Annotated in this window: 15 protein-coding genes and 1 tRNA gene; 3 read left to right on the plus strand and 13 right to left on the minus strand. The window is 63.4% G+C overall.

Features of this window, described 5'->3' with window-relative positions:
* The first annotated feature begins 37 nt into the window (after positions 1 to 37).
* Positions 38 to 1,372 carry an LLM class flavin-dependent oxidoreductase gene (locus tag ACZ9HU_RS09125; RefSeq protein ID WP_476104381.1) on the plus strand — a complete coding sequence of 445 codons (1,335 nt, stop codon included), beginning with the start codon at positions 38 to 40 and terminating at the stop codon, positions 1,370 to 1,372.
* A gap of 39 nt (positions 1,373 to 1,411) precedes the next feature.
* On the opposite strand, the gene ACZ9HU_RS09130 is transcribed toward ACZ9HU_RS09125, so the two are convergent.
* From ACZ9HU_RS09130 to ACZ9HU_RS09165, 8 genes are all read right to left on the minus strand, one after another.
* A complete protein-coding gene (locus tag ACZ9HU_RS09130) occupies positions 1,412 to 2,380 on the minus strand; it encodes an ABC transporter substrate-binding protein (protein WP_476104383.1) in 969 nt (322 codons plus the stop codon).
* Positions 2,355 to 4,937 carry a TonB-dependent receptor plug domain-containing protein gene (locus ACZ9HU_RS09135; RefSeq protein WP_476104385.1) on the minus strand — a complete coding sequence of 861 codons (2,583 nt, stop codon included), beginning with the start codon at positions 4,935 to 4,937 and terminating at the stop codon, positions 2,355 to 2,357. The genes ACZ9HU_RS09130 and ACZ9HU_RS09135 overlap by 26 nt, the downstream gene beginning before the upstream one ends.
* A 136-nt stretch (positions 4,938 to 5,073) precedes the next feature.
* Positions 5,074 to 6,408, minus strand: coding sequence for an LLM class flavin-dependent oxidoreductase (locus tag ACZ9HU_RS09140; protein ID WP_476104387.1), 1,335 nt, complete (start codon positions 6,406 to 6,408; stop codon positions 5,074 to 5,076).
* 11 nt (positions 6,409 to 6,419) lie between these two features.
* The gene (locus ACZ9HU_RS09145) at positions 6,420 to 7,229 is read right to left on the minus strand and encodes a class II aldolase/adducin family protein (protein ID WP_476104388.1); all 810 of its coding nucleotides are present in this window, start codon (positions 7,227 to 7,229) and stop codon (positions 6,420 to 6,422) included.
* 26 nt (positions 7,230 to 7,255) lie between these two features.
* Entirely contained in the window at positions 7,256 to 8,488 is a 1,233-nt protein-coding gene (locus ACZ9HU_RS09150; RefSeq protein ID WP_476104390.1) for a rhodanese-like domain-containing protein, read from the minus strand.
* Complete coding sequence (locus tag ACZ9HU_RS09155) at positions 8,485 to 9,066, minus strand: cysteine dioxygenase family protein (RefSeq protein ID WP_476104391.1); 582 nt, start codon at positions 9,064 to 9,066, stop codon at positions 8,485 to 8,487. The genes ACZ9HU_RS09150 and ACZ9HU_RS09155 overlap by 4 nt, the downstream gene beginning before the upstream one ends.
* Positions 9,063 to 9,893: an ABC transporter ATP-binding protein gene (locus tag ACZ9HU_RS09160; protein WP_476104393.1), complete on the minus strand. Its 831-nt coding sequence runs from the start codon at positions 9,891 to 9,893 to the stop codon at positions 9,063 to 9,065. Before ACZ9HU_RS09160 ends, ACZ9HU_RS09155 begins: the two co-directional genes overlap by 4 nt.
* 14 nt (positions 9,894 to 9,907) lie before the next feature.
* Entirely contained in the window at positions 9,908 to 10,705 is a 798-nt protein-coding gene (locus ACZ9HU_RS09165; RefSeq protein ID WP_476104394.1) for an ABC transporter permease, read from the minus strand.
* 227 nt (positions 10,706 to 10,932) lie between these two features.
* Here ACZ9HU_RS09165 and ACZ9HU_RS09170 point away from each other — a divergent pair, with 227 nt between their 5' ends.
* Together ACZ9HU_RS09170 and ACZ9HU_RS09175 are read left to right on the plus strand one after the other, a co-directional pair.
* Positions 10,933 to 11,781 carry a LysR substrate-binding domain-containing protein gene (locus ACZ9HU_RS09170; RefSeq protein ID WP_476104396.1) on the plus strand — a complete coding sequence of 283 codons (849 nt, stop codon included), beginning with the start codon at positions 10,933 to 10,935 and terminating at the stop codon, positions 11,779 to 11,781.
* 93 nt (positions 11,782 to 11,874) lie between these two features.
* A complete protein-coding gene (locus tag ACZ9HU_RS09175; protein WP_476104397.1) occupies positions 11,875 to 12,540 on the plus strand; it encodes a peroxiredoxin-like family protein in 666 nt (221 codons plus the stop codon).
* Positions 12,541 to 12,572: 32 nt separating this feature from the next.
* Here the strand turns inward: ACZ9HU_RS09175 and ACZ9HU_RS09180 are convergent, their stop codons facing one another.
* The 5 genes from ACZ9HU_RS09180 to ACZ9HU_RS09200 form a co-directional block, all read right to left on the minus strand.
* On the minus strand, positions 12,573 to 13,526 hold the full coding sequence (locus ACZ9HU_RS09180) for an NAD(P)-dependent oxidoreductase (RefSeq protein WP_476104399.1): 954 nt from the start codon (positions 13,524 to 13,526) through the stop codon (positions 12,573 to 12,575).
* Positions 13,523 to 14,698 (minus strand): acyl-CoA dehydrogenase family protein, encoded by a 1,176-nt coding sequence (locus ACZ9HU_RS09185; RefSeq protein WP_476104401.1) that lies wholly within the window; start codon positions 14,696 to 14,698, stop codon positions 13,523 to 13,525. Before ACZ9HU_RS09185 ends, ACZ9HU_RS09180 begins: the two co-directional genes overlap by 4 nt.
* A 3-nt stretch (positions 14,699 to 14,701) precedes the next feature.
* Positions 14,702 to 15,706: an ABC transporter substrate-binding protein gene (locus tag ACZ9HU_RS09190; RefSeq protein ID WP_476104402.1), complete on the minus strand. Its 1,005-nt coding sequence runs from the start codon at positions 15,704 to 15,706 to the stop codon at positions 14,702 to 14,704.
* A 357-nt stretch (positions 15,707 to 16,063) separates the two neighbouring features.
* Positions 16,064 to 16,137 (minus strand) — tRNA-Gly (locus ACZ9HU_RS09195).
* Between the two features lie 82 nt (positions 16,138 to 16,219).
* Positions 16,220 to 16,756: an adenine phosphoribosyltransferase gene (locus ACZ9HU_RS09200; protein ID WP_476104403.1), complete on the minus strand. Its 537-nt coding sequence runs from the start codon at positions 16,754 to 16,756 to the stop codon at positions 16,220 to 16,222.
* Positions 16,757 to 16,837: the final 81 nt, after the last annotated feature.

Below are 16,837 nucleotides of genomic sequence, written 5' to 3' on the forward strand. Positions count from 1 at the left end.
CCTATCTTTGGATCACCAACAAGCCTGGAGATCCATCATGCCCCAAACCCGCCAACTTCACTTCGGCGCCATTCTTGAAGGCGTGGGCACCGATCAGAATGGCTGGCGCGATCCGGCGCTGCCTTCGGACGCCAGCATCAACATCGACTGGTATATCGAGAATGCGAAGAAGGCCGAAGCCTCGCTCTTCGACCTCGTGTTCATTGTCGACAGCCCCTATATCACCCCCGACACCGCGCCCCATTTCCTCAACCGGCTTGAACCGCTCACCCTGCTTTCGGCGCTGGCCACGCATACCAGCCGGATCGGTCTGGTGGGCACGCTGACGACGTCCTATTGGGAGCCGTATAATGTGGCGCGCCAGTTCGGCAGTCTCGACCATATCAGCCGTGGCCGCGCGGGGTGGAATGTCGTCACCACCGGGCTTGAGGGCGCGGCGCGTAATTACAGCCGTGATGAACATTTCGACCATGCCGAACGCTATGACCGCGCGCTGGAATTCGTCCGCGTGGTGCAGGGATTGTGGGATTCCTATGAGGATGACGCCTTTCCGCGCGACAAGGCGGGCGGCGTGTTCCTCGACAAGGTCAAGCAGCACAAGCTGGGTCACAAGGGCAAATTTTTCCGCGTCGATGGCCCCTTGGCGCTGGAACGCAGCGCACAGGGCCAGCCGGTGATCTTTCAGGCGGGCGACAGCGATGCAGGCCGCAACCTGGGCGCCCAGATTGCCGAGGGCACCTTTGCCGCCGCGCAGGACATCGAAAGCGCCCAGCACTATTACGCTGATCTCAAATCCCGCGCCGCCGCGCTGGGGCGCAATCCCGATCATATCGTTGTGCTGCCCGGCCTGTTTCCCACCATCGCCGACACCGACGAGGAAGCCCAGCGCCTGCATGCCGCGCAGGAGGAAGCGCTCAGCATCGACAAGCTGCTGGTGGGCCTGGGCCGCGCCTTCAACTATCACGATTTCCGTCAGTATGATCTTGACGCCCCCTTCCCCGACCTGTCGGGCGTGACGCTCAACAGTTACAAGGGCCATGCCGAAAGGATCATCCGCATCGCACGCGAAAAAGGTTATACGCTGCGACAGGCCGCATGGGAGCTGGGGCGCTGGCGATCGCCCTTTATCGGTTCGCCCGAAACCATTGCCGACGAGATCGAGCGCTGGTTCACCGGCCGCGCCGCCGATGGGTTCAACCTGCGCGTCACCAATCCGCGCGATTTCCAGATCTTCCGCGAGCGCGTGATTCCGATCCTGCAACAGCGCGGCCTGTTCCGCACCCGCTATGAGGCCGACACTCTGCGCGGCCATCTGGGCATTCCCGTGCCGGAAAATCGCAACGCCGCCCCCATGGCCACGGCGGCGGAGTAAGAAGATGCGGCGGCAGGGGACATCCCCCGCCGCCGCCGACTATTCCATCAATCCGGGCGCCACCAATGCGCCCACATCCACCCGGCGCGGCAAAACGCCATAATCGCTGTAAAACCGATCCGCCGCGCGCTGCACACTGGCCAAAAAAGCCGCATCGGGCGCGCGCAGCCCCGGTGTCTGCCGGCGCACCAACCGGCCCACCAGCGCCGCATCCACACCGGTCTGGCGAGCATAAAGCGCGGCATAATCATCCATATGCTGCGCGCACCAGCCATCGGCCCGCGCCATCCGACGCAGCACATCACGCAGGGCTTCGCGCCTGGCCGGATTGTCCAGCGCCGCCTCGCTTACCGCGATCACCGAATAGCCCGGCCCGATACCCCGCCCATCGCGAAGGATGCGCGCGCCCGCTGCCTCGGCGCGCAATTGATAGACGCCGAAAGTGGCCCATGCGGCAATCTGGCCATTGGCAAAGGCGCTGGCCGCCTCCACCGGGGGCATGAAGCTGATCTTCACCTGATCGGGCTTCAGCCCCGCCTCGCGCAAGGCTTCCAGCAAGAGATAATGCGAGATCGAGCCGCGCGCGGTGGAGACCACCACCTGCCGCCCCGCCAGATCGGCCACGCGCGCGATGGACGAGCCGCCCGGCACGATCACCGCCATGGCTTCGGGCGCAAATTGGCCGATCGCGGCGATTTTCAACCGGCACCCGGCAGCGGCGGCCAGCACAATCGGCAGATCGCCCGCAGGCGCCGTATCCACCGCCCCCGCGTTCAGTGCCTCCAGCAAGGGGGCCGCGCCCTGAAAGCTGGCCCATGTGATCGGATAGGTCACGCCGTCCAGCGCCTTGGCCGCCTCCAGCCGCCCCTGCACCAGATGCACCTGATCGCCCAGCACCAGCCCCTTGGCCCCGCGATGGCAGGCCGCCAGCCCCGGCAAAACGCCGAGGCTGGCCACCATGCCACCCAGAAAGCCGCGCCGATCAGAAAGCAAGCGCGAGCCGTCCATAATAATAACCTCCATTGGTGTTATAGGGCGCCGGGCCGTAATAGCCTTGGCCGGTCTGCGGGCTGCCGGGGCCGTTCAATTCGGTGCGCACATTGAAAAGATTGGTCGCGCCCACTTGCAACGTGGCAAAGCGGGTCACCTTGGCCGAAACGCTGGCGTCGGTGATCCAGCGCGGGCCGAAATGGCGATCATCGCCGCTGGCCTGACGATACCAATAGGCGCCATAGAGCGTGGTCCCCGCATTGACCGCGAAAATGCCCTTTTGCCATGCGCCATTAAAGGTCAGCTTTACATTGGGGTTGAGCGAGGTCAGTTCGCCCCGCCGGTCGCCCCCGAAAAAGACCGAGCCGGACGACAGCGCCACATTGGCAAGCGCAGCCGGCAGCGGCGCCACCCAATCCAGCTTGGTCTTATTATAGTCAAAGGCCGCCGTCAGGTTCAGCTTGCCCAAGCGGGCCAGATCGAGCCGATAGTCGGCCACCAGATCCACGCCATAGGTGGTGGTGTTGGCGGCGTTGAAGAAATATTCGGCCTGAATGCCGCTGCCCGAAACGCCATTGGCATTCAGGATCGCATCAATCCCGCCGCCATAAAGCCGCCCGGAGCGTTCGATGCGGTTGTGGATACGGATCCAATAACCATCAAGCGTCAGGCTGAGATTGCGCTGCGGGGCAAAGACCAGCCCCAGCCCGGCGTTGAGCGTGCGCTCGGCCTTGAGCGGCTGCGCCCCCAGCGCCCGGCCCAGCGCCGAATTGGCATTCACCAGCTTGGCCACGCTGGGCTGCGACACGGAAACGCCATTGACCGAGACGACCGAGGTGCGCCCATCGGTCTGGGTATAGCCGGTCTGGGTCAGCGATGGCGCGCGAAAGCCTGTGCCCACCGTGCCGCGAAGGGCCAGCGTGGGGGTGAAATCATAGCGCGAGTTGAGCTTGACCGAGAGCGGATTGCCCGAAGAATCGCTGTATTGTTCGGCCCGCACCGCCGCATCCACCAGCCATTTCTCGGTCGGCTTGATCGTGACATCGACATATTGCGCCGAAACATGGCGGCTGGTCCTTTGCGCATCGCTGTCCGAAAGCACGATGGCGCCCTGCACCACCGGCGAGGCCAGCGCGCCCACATTCCAGTCATAGGTCTGGTCGCCCGCCTTGTAGAAATAGCTGGCCTCCTGCCATGCCAATTTGTCGCCCGCCCAGGTCTGAAAGGCATCCTCGCGATATTCCGCGCCCAGAGCCAGCGTGATCGGCGCCGACAGGCCGACATCGAAATCGCGCGTCACATCCAGATTGTTGACCCATTGGCGCGTTTCAAACGTGGCCAGATTGGGCCAGAAGGTTGGGCTGGTCGGCCCCAGCGCCGGGCGCAGATTGACGCCGGACCATTCATGGTTGCGGTTTTTGCCATAATCGCTGGACAGATCGACATGCCACGCGCCCAGATTGCCGCGCAGGCCCAGTGTGGCTTCAAAATCATGTTCGTTGAAATTGATGACCGGGTAATAGCCATCGGGATAAATGGCCGAAAAATTGGCCGTCCCATTGGCGCGCCGATAATTGTTGCCCACCGCCGATGTGCGGTGCGAATAGGTGGCAAAGCCATAGGCCTCCACCCCGCCCAGCGGCAAGGCAGCGGTCAGCGCAATGTCATGGGCGGCAATCTTGGGGTCGCCATTGTGTGCGCCATCGCGGCTCCATGCGGCATTTTGCGCCGCGCCCGCCGCGATATTGCTGTTCACCTGTGCCAGCGAAAGCCCGCTGGCCGCCGCCACGCCCGCCGCCGTTTTGCCCGCGGGTATGCCATAGGCGTTGGTGTCCGTGGCCAGCAGCGTCCACCAGTTCATGCCGCGAAAGCGCAGATCCGCCGCGATATGCACATAGCCGCCATCGCCCAGTTCATGGCCATAGGCGGCCTGTGCCTTCCAGCTGGAACGGTCGCCCCGGCCATTATAGCTTTCGCCATAGGTGAAATCGGCCTTGAAGCCCAAGCTGTGGTCCAGATTGAGGTTGAACACGCCCGCGATGGCGTCCGACCCATATTGTGCGGCGGCGGAATCTTTCAGCAATTCCACCTTGCCTACGGCAATGCCAGGGATCAGATCGAGGTCGGGCGAATTGGCGCCGCTGGTGTCCTTGGGCGCGGCATTGGCCATCAGGCTGGAATTGTGACGCCTTTTGCCATTGACCAGCACCAGCGTATAGGCCGAGGCCAGCCCGCGATTGTTGATATTGCGCACCACCGAAAAGAAGCCCGCGTCATTGGCGCCAAAATTGAGCGAGGGCAGCAGCTTGGTCAGCCCTTCGGTCAGGCCCACGCTGCCGGTCTGGGCGAATTTGGCGCCGTCCACCACCTCGATGGGCGCGGGGCTGTCGGTGACGGTGCGCGGAATGCCGCGCAGGCCGGTGACGACAATATCCTTGGCATCGGCGGGCGCATCGGAGGGTACGGGGGAGGGCACGGGGGCGGCATCTTCCGCACAGGCCAGTTGTGGCACCGCGGCGATGGCAAGACCGGCCCCACCCAACAGGATGGCGCGCAGCCCATCGGCGATCTTCATACTCTATCCTTTTTGTTGAGATTTTGCCGGACGTCTAACGTTCCCGCCGTGATGCGGCCAATGAAGCATGGCCGCGCCATCTTGAGTTTTGTGAATAGACGGCGCGCGGGCATCTGTGGCCCGCGCGCCGCAATGTTTATGCCGCGTTTCGCGCGTTGCGGGCCGCGGTGTAACGGTTGACCGGCTTGTCCAGCCCCAGCGTCTCGCGGAAGGTGGCGCCATAGCCGGTCTTGTAAATGCCGCGCGCCTGCAACAGCGGCACGACCTGTTCGACGAACACTTCCAATTGACCGGGCAGCGATTCAAACAGGTTAAACCCGTCCGAAGCACGGCTTTCCAGCCAGAGCTGGAACTTGTCGGCGATCTGTTCGGGCGTGCCGCTGAAATGGTTGCGCGGGGTGGCCACTTTCAAGGCGATTTCACGCAGGGTCAGCCCCTGATTGGCCCAGCCCAGCACCCGCAGCGAGGCCGACTGGTTCGATTTCAGCCCCTCATCGGCCACTTGCGTTGGAAAAGGACCATCGGGGTCATAGACGCTGAAATTATGATCGTTGAACGAGCGGCCCAGCGCCCGCAACGCATTTTCCAGCGTGACGAGGCTGGAGAGTTCCTCCTGCAGGCGTGCCACTTCCTCCTCGCTGCTGCCGATAATGGGCCGCGCGCCGGGCACGATGAACAGCTTTTCCGGGTCGCGCCCAAAACCGCGCGCCCGCGATTTCACATCGGCGTAAAAGAGCTTGGCCTCCTCAATATCTTCCTGATGGGTGAAGATCGCTTCGGCGCTTTTGGCCGCGAAATTACGGCCATCTTCGCTCGATCCGGCCTGAAAGATCACCGGCTGCCCCTGCGGGCTGCGCGAGATGTTGAGCGGCCCCTTGACCGAGAGGAACTCGCCCTTGTGGTTGAGTTCATGCAAGCGGTCGGGGTCAAGAAACTGGCCGCTGGCCTTGTCGCGCACCAGCGCGTCATCTTCCCAGCTGTCCCACAGGCCCTGCACGACATCGAGATATTCCGCCGCCAGACGATAGCGCGTGTCATGGCCCAGATGTTCGGCCTTGCCATAATTGGCCGCGCTGCCCTCCAGCCAAGAGGTGACGACATTCCACCCAGCGCGGCCCCCGCTGATATGGTCGAGCGAGGCAAACTGGCGGGCCAGATTATAGGGTTCGTTGTAAGTCACCGTCGAGGTGCCCACCAGACCGATGTGATCCGTCACCGCCGCCAGCGCGGAAAGCATGGTGAGCGGCTCGATACGGTTGAGATAATGCGGGCTGGAGCGGGCATTGATCGAAACGCTGTCGGCGATGAACAGATAATCGAACAGGCCCTTTTCCGCCGCCTGCGCCTGTCGCTTGTAAAAGGGCAGGCTGGTGGAGGCATCGACCTGCGCGTCGGGATGGCGCCAGTCGTCCCAGCCGGGGCCGACGCCATGCAGAATGAAACCCAGACGAAGTTGGCGTTTGTTGGTCATTTGTGCGTTCCTTAAATGTCAAAACCGGGCAGGGTCCGCTGCACCTTGCGCAGCACGGCCTCCCAAACGAGTTCGCCATGGCTCTTGGCCCCTTGCGCGGCGCGCGCGGCAGAAGGAGGCGCGGCAATCTGGCGCTTGGCCTCCTCGATCGCGAAATCGGGCGCCAGCAGCGCATGGTCGCGCCCGCCCGCCAGAGCCGCCACCTGCGCGCTGCAGGCTTCTTCCAGCTGATAGATCGCCGCCCATGCCTCGCCCGCCGTGCGGCCCAGCGCCAGCGTGCCATGGTTGCGCAGCAGCAGAAATTGCTTGTCCGCGCCAAGGTCGGCCTGCAACCGCTCGCGCTCGTCCAGATTGAGCGCCACGCCTTCGTAATCGTGATAGCCAAGCCGCGGGATGATATAGAGCGCGCGCTGCGAGAGCGGCAGCAGCCCTTCGGCATGGGCCGAGGCCCCCATCCCGTCGCGGGTGTGGAAATGGGCGATCCACTGCGCATCCTCGCGCACAGCATGGATGGCCGAATGGATCACATAGCCGGCATAGTTGATGCCATAATCGCTCTGGCCGATGATATTGCCGTCCAGATCGACCTTCACAAGGCTGGAGGCGGTGATTTCATCAAAGGTGAGGCCGAAAGGGTTGATCAGGAAATGATGATCCGGCCCCGGCACACGCGCGGTGATATGGGTGTAGAGGAAATCATCATAATCATAAATGGCCGCGATACGGTAGAAAGCCGCCAGATCGACGCGGGTCTGCCATTCGGCATCGGATATGCCGCCGGGGCGTGTATCGGCCACGGTACGTTCTAAGACGGTTGCCATAGGGTTGCTCCTTGGAAACGGGGTTTTTAGATGACGAAAAAGCCGTGGGTGCCGTCGCGCTCCAATTGGGCGACGAGGCCATATTCCCAGTCGAGATAGGCCTGCATGGCCGCCTGGGCATTGTCGGTGCCTTCATAGGGGCGCTTGTAGCGGCCCTCGGCCCCGCGCGGGGGCGGGGCGGCATCGGGGCCGATTTCCAGATCACCGGACAGCCCGCCATCGAGGACATAGACCTCCCAGCCAAGCTGGGCGAGCCAGGAGGCGGTCATATCGGCGCGGGGGCCAAGATCATCGCAGAGCACAAGGCGAGCGCCGCGCACGGGCACGAAATGGTCGGTTTCCTGCACCAGTTGCCCGCCCTGCGCATTGCGGAAACCGGGCAGATGGCCTGCGGCATAATCCTCGGGCAGGCGGACATCATATTGGTAAAGCGTGCGGGCGGTATCGGCGCGCAAAAGGGCCAGTTCCGCCGCATCGATCCGCTTGACACCCGCGCGATAGGCCACCTCGCGGGCCTTTTGGCGGGCCTCGTCGATGAACGCGCCCTCGGGCAAGTCGGCGCGGCGCTGTTGTCCGGTTTCCAGTTCCTGCCCCGCCAAAGTCCAGCCGATCGTGCCATTGCGCAGCGCATAGATCCGGTTGGGCAGGCCAGCGTTGACCAGCGATTGCGCGCCGATGATGCTGCGCGTGCGGCCCGCACAATTGACGATGATCGTGGTGTCGGGATCGGGCGCCGCCGCGCGGGCGCGCAGCACCAGTTCGGCGCCGGGGCTGGAGAGGCTGCCCGGAATGTTCATCGTGGCATATTCATCGAACCGGCGCGCGTCGAGAATGGCGATATCGGCCTTTTCCTCAATCAGCGCATAGACATCCTGCGCGGGCAGACTGGGCGTATGGCGGCGGTGTTCGACCAGCTCGCCAAAGGCTTTGGAATAGCTGTTCACATCCTCAAACAGCTCATAACCCGCCGCGCGCCAGCCCGAAAGGCCACCTGCCAGCGCATCGACCTGTGTAAAGCCCAGTGCCCGCAAATGGGCCAGCCCGGCTTCGGTCAGATCCTCGCCATTATCATAGACGACAATCGGTACATCCTTGCGCGGCAGCCGCCATTCGGCCTCGGCCGCGATGCGCCGCAGCGGGATTTGCGCGGCAAACAGCGGATGGCCCAGCGCGAATTCGGCTTCCTCGCGCAGGTCAATCAGCGCGATTTCCTCGCGCGCGATCAACGCCTTGCGAACATCATGGGGCGTAACAGTCATTTGGAGAGATCCCACAGATTAGGCAGGCTGGCATTGGCATAACCCGAGATGAAGGGCCGCGCCGCGCCATCCGGCGTGAAGGTTGAGCGACGCACCGCGCCGATATTGCCGCCATAGACATGGATCGAAATCGAGGGCTGATCCGTCAGCGCATTCGACACCTGATGGATGTCGCCGCGCGCCAGGCTCAGGGCCTCCACCTCGCCGGGCAAGAGCGGAAGCGGAGGCCCTTCCGGGGCCAGTGAGCCATCGCTCTGGCGGCGGAAATTGCGGGCGTTTTCCTGCCCTCGAAGCATACCGACCAAGCCCCAGACCGTGTGATCATGGATCGGCGTGCCCTGCCCCGGCCCCCAGACGAAGGAGACGACGCAAAAGCGTTCGCGGCTGTCGCAATGGAGCAGATATTGCTGATAGCGTTCGGGCGAAGGCGCGGCATAGGCTTGCGGAAGCCAGTCGTCATGGGCGACCAGCTGCGCCAACAGCGCTCCGCCCTCGGCAAGGATCACCTCCTCATCCTGTGTCCGGTCCAGCAGGGCCGCCAGCGAGGTGATAAAATCGCGCAGGCGGGTGATGCTCATGCCTCGCCCCCTTGCGGAAAAGGCACAAGGTTGGCGCCCACATCGACGGCGGAAAGCTCCTCGCCTTCGGGCACTTCGCAGCCCAGATGGCCCAGCAGGCGCTGGCGCAGATGGCGGCCCACCTCGCCGCGCTGGCCGCGCTCGGCGGTGATGCGCTCCTCGGCCACGATCCGGCCGGCATCCAGCACGATGATACGGTCGGCCAAGGCCACCGCCTCGTCCACATCATGCGTCACCATCAGCACGGCGGGGCGGTGTTGACGCCACAGTTCCAGCACCAGCCCATGCATCTTGATACGGGTCAGCGCATCGAGCGCGGCAAAGGGTTCGTCGAGCAGCAGCAGTTCCGGCTCGCGCACCAAGGCCCGCGCCAAAGCCACGCGCTGCGCCTCGCCGCCCGAAAGCGTGAGCGGCCATGCGTCAAGCCGGTGGCCCAGCCCCACCTCGCGCAGCGCGGCCTGCGCTCGCTCGCGCACATTGGCGCCCTTCAGGCCCAGCGCCACATTGCGCCATACCTTCTTCCACGGCAGCAGGCGGGCATCCTGAAACACCACGGCGCGGCTTTGCGGCACCACGACGTCCTGATCCCCCGGATCATCAAGCCCCGCCAGCGTGCGCAGCAAGGTCGTCTTGCCCCCGCCCGAACGGCCCAGCAGCGCAACAAATTCGCCCGGCGCAATATCCAGATCGAGCCGGTCGATCACGGTATTCCGGCCAAATTGGCGGGTGAACTGGCGCAGGCGCACAAGGCCGCGAGGGGCGCGTCGCGCCGCCGGAGCAGAAGCCGTCTCGGCACGGAAATCCAGATAGGTCAATTGCGCTTCCATGGGGGATTATCCTTTCAGGCTTCGACCAGCGAGGGGCGCCATGCCAGCGCGCGACGCTCGATCAGGCGCACCAGCCCATCCGCGCCAAGGCCCAGCGCGGCATAGACCAGCAGGCAGACCACGATGATGTCGGTGCGCATGAAGTCGCGCGCATTGTTGACCAGATAGCCCAGCCCCGCCGAGGCGTTGATCTGTTCGGCCACCACCAGCACAAGGATCGAAACCGACAGCGAATAGCGCAGCCCGGTCAACAGCGCAGGCAGCGCGCCCGGCAGCACGACATGCCAGATCACCTCGGCCTTCGAGAGGCCGAAACTGCGTGCGCCCTCGATCAGCCGCACGTCCACCCCGCGAATGCCGGCATAGAGGTTCAAATAGACCGGAAAAATCGTGGCAAAGGCGATCAGCGCCACCTTGGGCGTTTCGCCAATGCCAAACCACACGATGAACAAAGGCGTAAGCGCCAGCGTGGGGATCGTGCGCTTGATCTGCATGATCGGGTCGACCGCCGCCTCGCCTTTTTTGGACAGGCCCGCCACCAGCGCCAGCACAATGCCAAACGACACGCCAATGGACAGGCCCACCGCCACGCGCAGGAAAGAGACAAACAGATTGTCCGGCAATTCGCCCGAAACGATCATGCCAAACAGCGTGGCCACCACTTCTGATGGTGCGGCCAGCGTGCGCTCGGGGATCAGGCCAACACGCGATCCGGCCTCCCACAAGGCCAGAAAGGCGAGCGGGGAAACCCAATGCGAAAGGGCCAGGCGTTTATGGATAGTGGCAAAAGTGGGAGAGGTGAAAATGGACATGGGCAGACTCGATGTGATGACGGCCCCAGCACAGCCTCACAAACTCTACTCATTCAATTGAGTTTGCCTCATAACCTATCAGCCTTGCTCATAAACCGCGCATGATCCGCGAAAATCAGCGCTTTTCGACGTGGCGATAGAATTGCTTGCCCCCCTCTTATCTCTACTACTTTGATTGAGTTTATGCCCTGTGCCAAAAAACGCCGCTCTATACGCAAGGATTCCCGATGCCCGTCAATCTGCCCACCAATCTGCTGCGCAGCTTCGTTGCCATTGTTGACACTGGCTCGATGCTCAACGCTTCGGAAAAGGTGTTTGTCACGCAAAGCGCGCTGTCTTTACAGATCAAACGGCTGGAGGAATTGCTGCAACAAAGCCTGTTCCACCGCGATGGCCGCCGCCTGATCCTGACCCAGGCGGGCGAACTGATGCTGGACTATGCGCGCAAAGTGCTGATCCTGCATGATGAAGCGGTGAGGATGGTGACAGCGGGCCATTTTGCAGGCCCCGCGCGCATCGGCATGGTACAGGATTTTGCTGAAACGCTGCTCTCCGGCCTGCTGGCACAATTTGCCGAACTGCATCCAGAGGCCCAGATCTATTCGCGCATCGCGGGCACCGCCGAACTGCTCTCCATGCTGGAGCGGCGCCAGCTCGACATTGTGCTGGGCTTTGCCGCGGGCAATGACCCCCATGCCATCGCCCATGCCGATATGGCGTGGTATGGCAAGCATGACCTGCTTTCCCTGCCCACCCTGCCGCTGGCCGTGCTCGAGCCGCCCTGCCGCTTTCGCGAGGCGGCGATACGGGCGTTGGAGGACGCAGGCATCCCCTATCGGATAACGGTCGAAACGCCCAACCTCACCACCCTGCGCGCGGCGGTGGATGCAGGGCTGGGCATCACTTGCCGCACCCATCTGTTTCTGAAAGACACGCCGCTGGAGATCAACGGGCTTGCGGCCCTTCCGCGTGTGTCCTGCGTGTTGCAATCCGCGCCCGGTCTGGAGGGCGCCACCGCCCGTCTGGCCACGCTGTTGCGCGAGGTGGTGGCGGGGACGCAGGCCGAAGCCTTATAAATTATCCTCAAGCGGGGCGATGCGCTTCTCGCTGTCGAGCGGCCGGCATATGGACCTATGTCTGGGCCTTCAACCGCAAGAGGCCCATGCCCCATGACCATCAAAACCCTTGCCCAACGCTTTGCCCAGCTTCAGGCCGAACGCGAGCGTACATGGCCGCCCGAACAATTGACCAAAAATGCCCAGCAACGCGCCGCTCTGGTCGCCGCCTTTAATCCCGCCGCCGTGGCGCAATCGGGCCATCGGCTGCCCGATGTCAGGCTGATCGATCGGGATGGGGCTTCATTCGCGCTGTCCCTGTTGGTGGCGCATGGTCCGGCGGTGCTGATCTTTTTCCGCTTTGGCGGTTGCCCGGCGTGCAACATCGCTCTGCCCTATTATGACGAAACCCTGGCCGCGCCGCTCACGGCATCTGGCATTCCGCTGATCGCGGTCAGCGCGCAAAACCCGGTGGACCCCGGCATGGCGGATCGCCATGGCCTGAGCTTTCCGGTGGCGGCCGACCCCGATTATGCGCTTGCCCGCGCGCTGGGGATTACCTTTCTGCCGCTCGATCAACCGGCCGTAAACCCGGGCGAGAGCTGGATCGGGGCCACGCTGGGCACCTATTCCTATGAAATTGATCAACCCGCCGTTTTGATCGTCAACCCGGATCTGACGGTGCGCCGCCTCTGGGTCAGCCCCGATTGGCTGGCGCGAACCGAGGCAGAGGAAGTCCTGACCGCCCTGCCGGAAATCTCCGCGCCCGCAGCGGCCTGATAAACCGGGGGCGGGCCGCCAGCCCGCCTCCTTCAATAGCCCCGCACCGGGTCCACCACATCCGAAGGCGTGGCCCCTTGCGCGAACAGGATGAGATCCTGCGTCAGCTTTTCCAGCAGGCGAGAGCGCGCCACCAGATAATTGGCCGAAATATGCGGTGTCAGCAGCACGCGCGGATGCGTGTAGAGCCTGTGCCCGTCGGGCAGGGGTTCGGGTTCGGTCACGTCCAGCGTAGCAAAATCCAGCCGCCCGCCATCAAGCGCGGCAAGCAGCGCTTCCTGATCGACCACACTGCCGCGCGCGACATTGATGAGATGCGCGCCGGGCTTGGTTCTGGCCAAGAGTTGGGCATTGAACATGCGGTGGGTCTGCGCCGTGGCGGGAACTGCAATCACGATATGGTCGGCCCGCGCCACCACCTCTTCGACATTGGCCAACAAGGTAACACCCTCGGGCGTCACCGCCCCGGCCGATCCTCGCCGCACCGCCACCACATGGGCGCCCAGCGCCACAGCCCGCCGCGCCACTTGCTGACCGATCGCGCCAAGGCCAATGATGCCCACCGTGCTGCCGATCACACGCCCCAAGGGCTGATGCCGCCACTCCGCCGCGCTGCGCACCCGCGCCGCCTCCAGATCCTTGGCCCGGCGATAAATGGCGGCGATCACATAATCGGCAATTTCGTCGGATGCCGTCCCACGCCCGCATGTCACCAACGGCGCATCGAGCAGCCATGGAGGATAGAAATCAATCCCCGCCGAGGCAGAAAACACCCAGCGCAGGCGCCCCGGCCAAAGCGCATCGGGTTTGGGCAAATGGCGCGCCGCGCGCCAATCCGCACTGGGGCGAACAATCAGCACGTCGGCCCGATCGGCCACCGTCCAAGGCGCGCCGTCGGGCGCGGGAATGATCCGCGCGCCCAGTGGCAGCGCCGCTATGGCCGCGTTGAATTCACTCTCAAGCTGGCTGGCGATGATCAGGCTCACAGGCCCAACCCCGCGCGCCCTGCGCCCACCAGCACCGTATCGGCCTGGGGCGAATGGATCCGGCTGCACAGCACATCGCGGAAATGGCGCTCAAGCGGGTTGTTGCGGCTGATTCCGGGGTTGCCGGTCAACTCCAGCGCGATTTCCACCGCGCGGATGGCATTGGCATTGGCGATATGCTTGACCAGATTGGCCTCGCTGGGCGTACCCCATTGCCCACGATCCGCGGCGGCGGCGGCCTCAAAAATCAGCTTGTGGTTGGTGTAGAGCAGCGCTTCGATCTCGCCAAATTTCTCCTGCACGCGCGGCAGGCTGGCCAATGGCGCGCCCAGATTGGCGGGCACGCGATCATGCAGATAGGCCGCCAGCCAATCGCGCGCGGCGCGGGCCACACCATCATAGATCGTGGCAATGGCCAGCGCATTCCACAAAAGCGCGCTGGACGCGCCCGGCAGCGGCGCCCATTCCTCGGGCCTGCGCAGATCGACGGCCCGATCATCCTTCACCAACACCTTGTCAAACACCACCTTGTGGCTGACCGTGGCGCGCATGCCCAGATGGTCCCATTCGGGCAGGATGGTGATGCCGGGGCTGGCCGGGTCGACCAACAGGATGCCAAGGCGAGGGCTTTCCTCGTCGGTGCGGGCAAAGACGGCGAACCAATCGAGGCCGGTGCTGCCGGTGGAATAGATCTTCTCGCCGCTCAGTTCCCATCCGCCATCCACCTTGCGCGCCGTGGTCTTGGGCAGGCCGCCGCGTACCGGCGTGCCCAGCTCCGGTTCGACGCGGAACGTGCCGATCAGCCCGCGCCCGGCCACCGCCTCCTGCGCCAATCGCGAATAAAGCGCCTTGGGCCAGCGGTCACTTTTGTCGGGCGAAGCATGGAACGCATAGGTCATGAACAGGATCAGCGCGGTCGATGGCTCGCCCTTGGCCACCGCGCCCAACACGCGCAAGGCATCGACATAGCCCGCGCCCACGCCGCCGAATTCGCGCTCAACCGTCAGGCCGATCAGGCCCTCGGCGGCCAAAAGGTCGAAATTGGCGCGGGGGAATTGGCCGCTGCGGTCATAATCCTGGGCGCTTTGCGCCAACGCCGCGGTAATCCGCGCCAGATTGGCATCCGAAAGGTCGGGCGTGGCAACAGGCGTGGCGGCATAAAGCGTGGCCATGGTTCAGGCTCCCTTGGCGATAGTAGCGTTGAAACGATCGTCCCACAGCGGCTTCACATCCACAGCGCGGGGGATCAGCTTGGCCTGCGCAAAGACATCGGCCACCGATTGCTGGCTGGCGATGGCTTGGTCCGTCACGGGTCGGATTTCGAAATGGGCGCTGCGATGGGCAAATTGATCCTGCACATAGGCCAAAGGCACGCCAATATCCCTTGCCACAACCTCTGCCCATTGGGCATCATGCGCACGGGCCCAGTCATAGGCCTTTTGCACATCCTGGAGATGGGCACCAATCTGCGCGGCGCGCTGGGGGTCGGCCAAGGCTTCTTTGGCGGCGGCAAGGATGTAATTGCCCGAAAGAAAGCCCAAAGCTGTTTTCAAAACCCGAGCGCCCTGTGTGGCCACGGCGCGCTGGATCGGAAAACCATAGATCGCCCATGCGTCAAGCGAGCCGCGTCCAAACGCTTCCGCGCCATCGGAAACGGTCATCGCCACAGGGTCGATATCATCCCATGACAGGCCCGCCGATTTCAGCATTTGAATAAGGTAATATTGCGTGGTGGTCGCCCGGACATAGCCCACGCGCTTGCCCTTGAGATCGCCCAGCGACCGGATCGCCGAGCCTTTGGGCACCAGCACGACCTGATTGTTCACATCGCCGTGATAGACGGCAATCTGCTTGAAACTCTGCACCGTGGAGGCAGCGGCAAAGACGGGGGGAATCTCGCTCATGCCGCCCACGTCCAGCGCGCCGGAATTCATCGCCTCGACCACCAGATGGCCCGATTGAAAGCGGGTGAAGACAATGGGGCCGCTGGGCGTGATTCCGGCATGTTTGAAGAGCAGTTCAAGGTCATTTTCGCCCTTGCCGGTAATAGCCACGCGCAGCGGCCCGGCGGCCTTGGCATGGCATCCGGCCAGGGCCGCGCCGGCCAAAGCCAGCCCTCCGCCAAGAACCTGTCGGCGGGCCATGCCGGTGCGGCGGGTGGTGGTGGATCGAAGGGCCATGGGTTTTCCTGTGCGTTAACTCTACCAATTGAATAGAGCTTTGCCGATAAGGCCGACAAACAAGAAATCCTTTCCGACTATGAGTTTCTCCAAACAGTCCGTTGCGCCCTGCTCATGGGCGGCACAGCCGCGCAAGGCCGGATATTACCCTTTCATGGCGAAGCATCTTTGCGAGACGGCCAATCAACAGCGCCCACGGTTCACTATGGCCGCGAACTGGGCCATGCTGGCATTGCGTTTGGCGCCATTCTTTGAATGGATGTGAGGGCTTTATCCACGAATCAAATGGCGGAAAGTACGAAATATCGGTGGACCAAACGCCCCGACTTACGCCTAAACCATTGATTTTTAGAGAATTGGAGCGGGTAGCGGGAATCGAACCCGCCTGACTAGCTTGGAAGGCTAGGACATTACCACTATGCTATACCCGCTCGGGCACGCCTTGGCGTTGTGGTGGCGACGCGCTTGCCATGGGCGCGCGGCCTCGTCAAGCGCCGCGCGCAGGGCAATGTATCAATGTCCGGGGAAATCCATGATCGAAAGGACGTTAACCCCCGCCGCCTTCAATTTTTCCGCCCCGCCCAGATCGGGCAGGTCGATCACGAAAAGCGCGTTTTCCACCACCGCGCCCGCCTGACGCAACAAAGTCAACGCCGCACAGGCCGTCCCGCCCGTGGCGATCAGATCGTCGACGATCACCACCTTCTGCCCATCGGCAATCGCGCCGGGATCAACCTCCAACGTGTCCGTGCCATATTCCAGCGCATAATCGATGGCCAGCACCGGCACGGGCAGCTTGCCCGGTTTGCGCACCGGGACAAAGGGCACGCCAAGGCGGGCCGCCACCGCCGCGCCAAAGATGAAGCCGCGCGCCTCAAGCCCGGCAATCGCCTGCGCGCCAGCCTGCGCCGCGCGATCGGCGATCAGGGCGACGCTGGCGGCAAAGCCTTCGCCGTGACCGATCAGCGTGGTGATGTCGCGGAACAGGATGCCCGGTTTGGGAAAATCGGGGATGGTGCGCACCAGCGCTTTCATGCCTTCGGGAGTCATGGGGGCGCCTATAGGCGGGATTGGCGACATTAAAAAGTCCTTTGAAGATAAGCGCCCCAAAGCAAACGCCCCCCGCATCCG

The sequence above is a fragment of the Novosphingobium sp. Sphag1I genome (assembly GCF_056279125.1).

What these genes read in the sequence shown, in the direction of transcription:
- ACZ9HU_RS09165 (WP_476104394.1), bottom strand. Translation starts at nt 10,705, where the DNA reads ATGTCCATTTTCACCTCTCCCACTTTTGCCACTATCCATAAACGCCTG.
- ACZ9HU_RS09175 (WP_476104397.1), top strand. Translation starts at nt 11,875, where the DNA reads ATGACCATCAAAACCCTTGCCCAACGCTTTGCCCAGCTTCAGGCCGAA.
- ACZ9HU_RS09155 (WP_476104391.1), bottom strand. Translation starts at nt 9,066, where the DNA reads ATGAGCATCACCCGCCTGCGCGATTTTATCACCTCGCTGGCGGCCCTG.
- ACZ9HU_RS09190 (WP_476104402.1), bottom strand. Translation starts at nt 15,706, where the DNA reads ATGGCCCTTCGATCCACCACCACCCGCCGCACCGGCATGGCCCGCCGA.
- ACZ9HU_RS09185 (WP_476104401.1), bottom strand. Translation starts at nt 14,698, where the DNA reads ATGGCCACGCTTTATGCCGCCACGCCTGTTGCCACGCCCGACCTTTCG.
- ACZ9HU_RS09135 (WP_476104385.1), bottom strand. Translation starts at nt 4,937, where the DNA reads ATGAAGATCGCCGATGGGCTGCGCGCCATCCTGTTGGGTGGGGCCGGT.
- ACZ9HU_RS09125 (WP_476104381.1), top strand. Translation starts at nt 38, where the DNA reads ATGCCCCAAACCCGCCAACTTCACTTCGGCGCCATTCTTGAAGGCGTG.
- ACZ9HU_RS09140 (WP_476104387.1), bottom strand. Translation starts at nt 6,408, where the DNA reads ATGACCAACAAACGCCAACTTCGTCTGGGTTTCATTCTGCATGGCGTC.
- ACZ9HU_RS09150 (WP_476104390.1), bottom strand. Translation starts at nt 8,488, where the DNA reads ATGACTGTTACGCCCCATGATGTTCGCAAGGCGTTGATCGCGCGCGAG.
- ACZ9HU_RS09170 (WP_476104396.1), top strand. Translation starts at nt 10,933, where the DNA reads ATGCCCGTCAATCTGCCCACCAATCTGCTGCGCAGCTTCGTTGCCATT.
- ACZ9HU_RS09160 (WP_476104393.1), bottom strand. Translation starts at nt 9,893, where the DNA reads ATGGAAGCGCAATTGACCTATCTGGATTTCCGTGCCGAGACGGCTTCT.
- ACZ9HU_RS09145 (WP_476104388.1), bottom strand. Translation starts at nt 7,229, where the DNA reads ATGGCAACCGTCTTAGAACGTACCGTGGCCGATACACGCCCCGGCGGC.
- ACZ9HU_RS09200 (WP_476104403.1), bottom strand. Translation starts at nt 16,756, where the DNA reads ATGACTCCCGAAGGCATGAAAGCGCTGGTGCGCACCATCCCCGATTTT.
- ACZ9HU_RS09130 (WP_476104383.1), bottom strand. Translation starts at nt 2,380, where the DNA reads ATGGACGGCTCGCGCTTGCTTTCTGATCGGCGCGGCTTTCTGGGTGGC.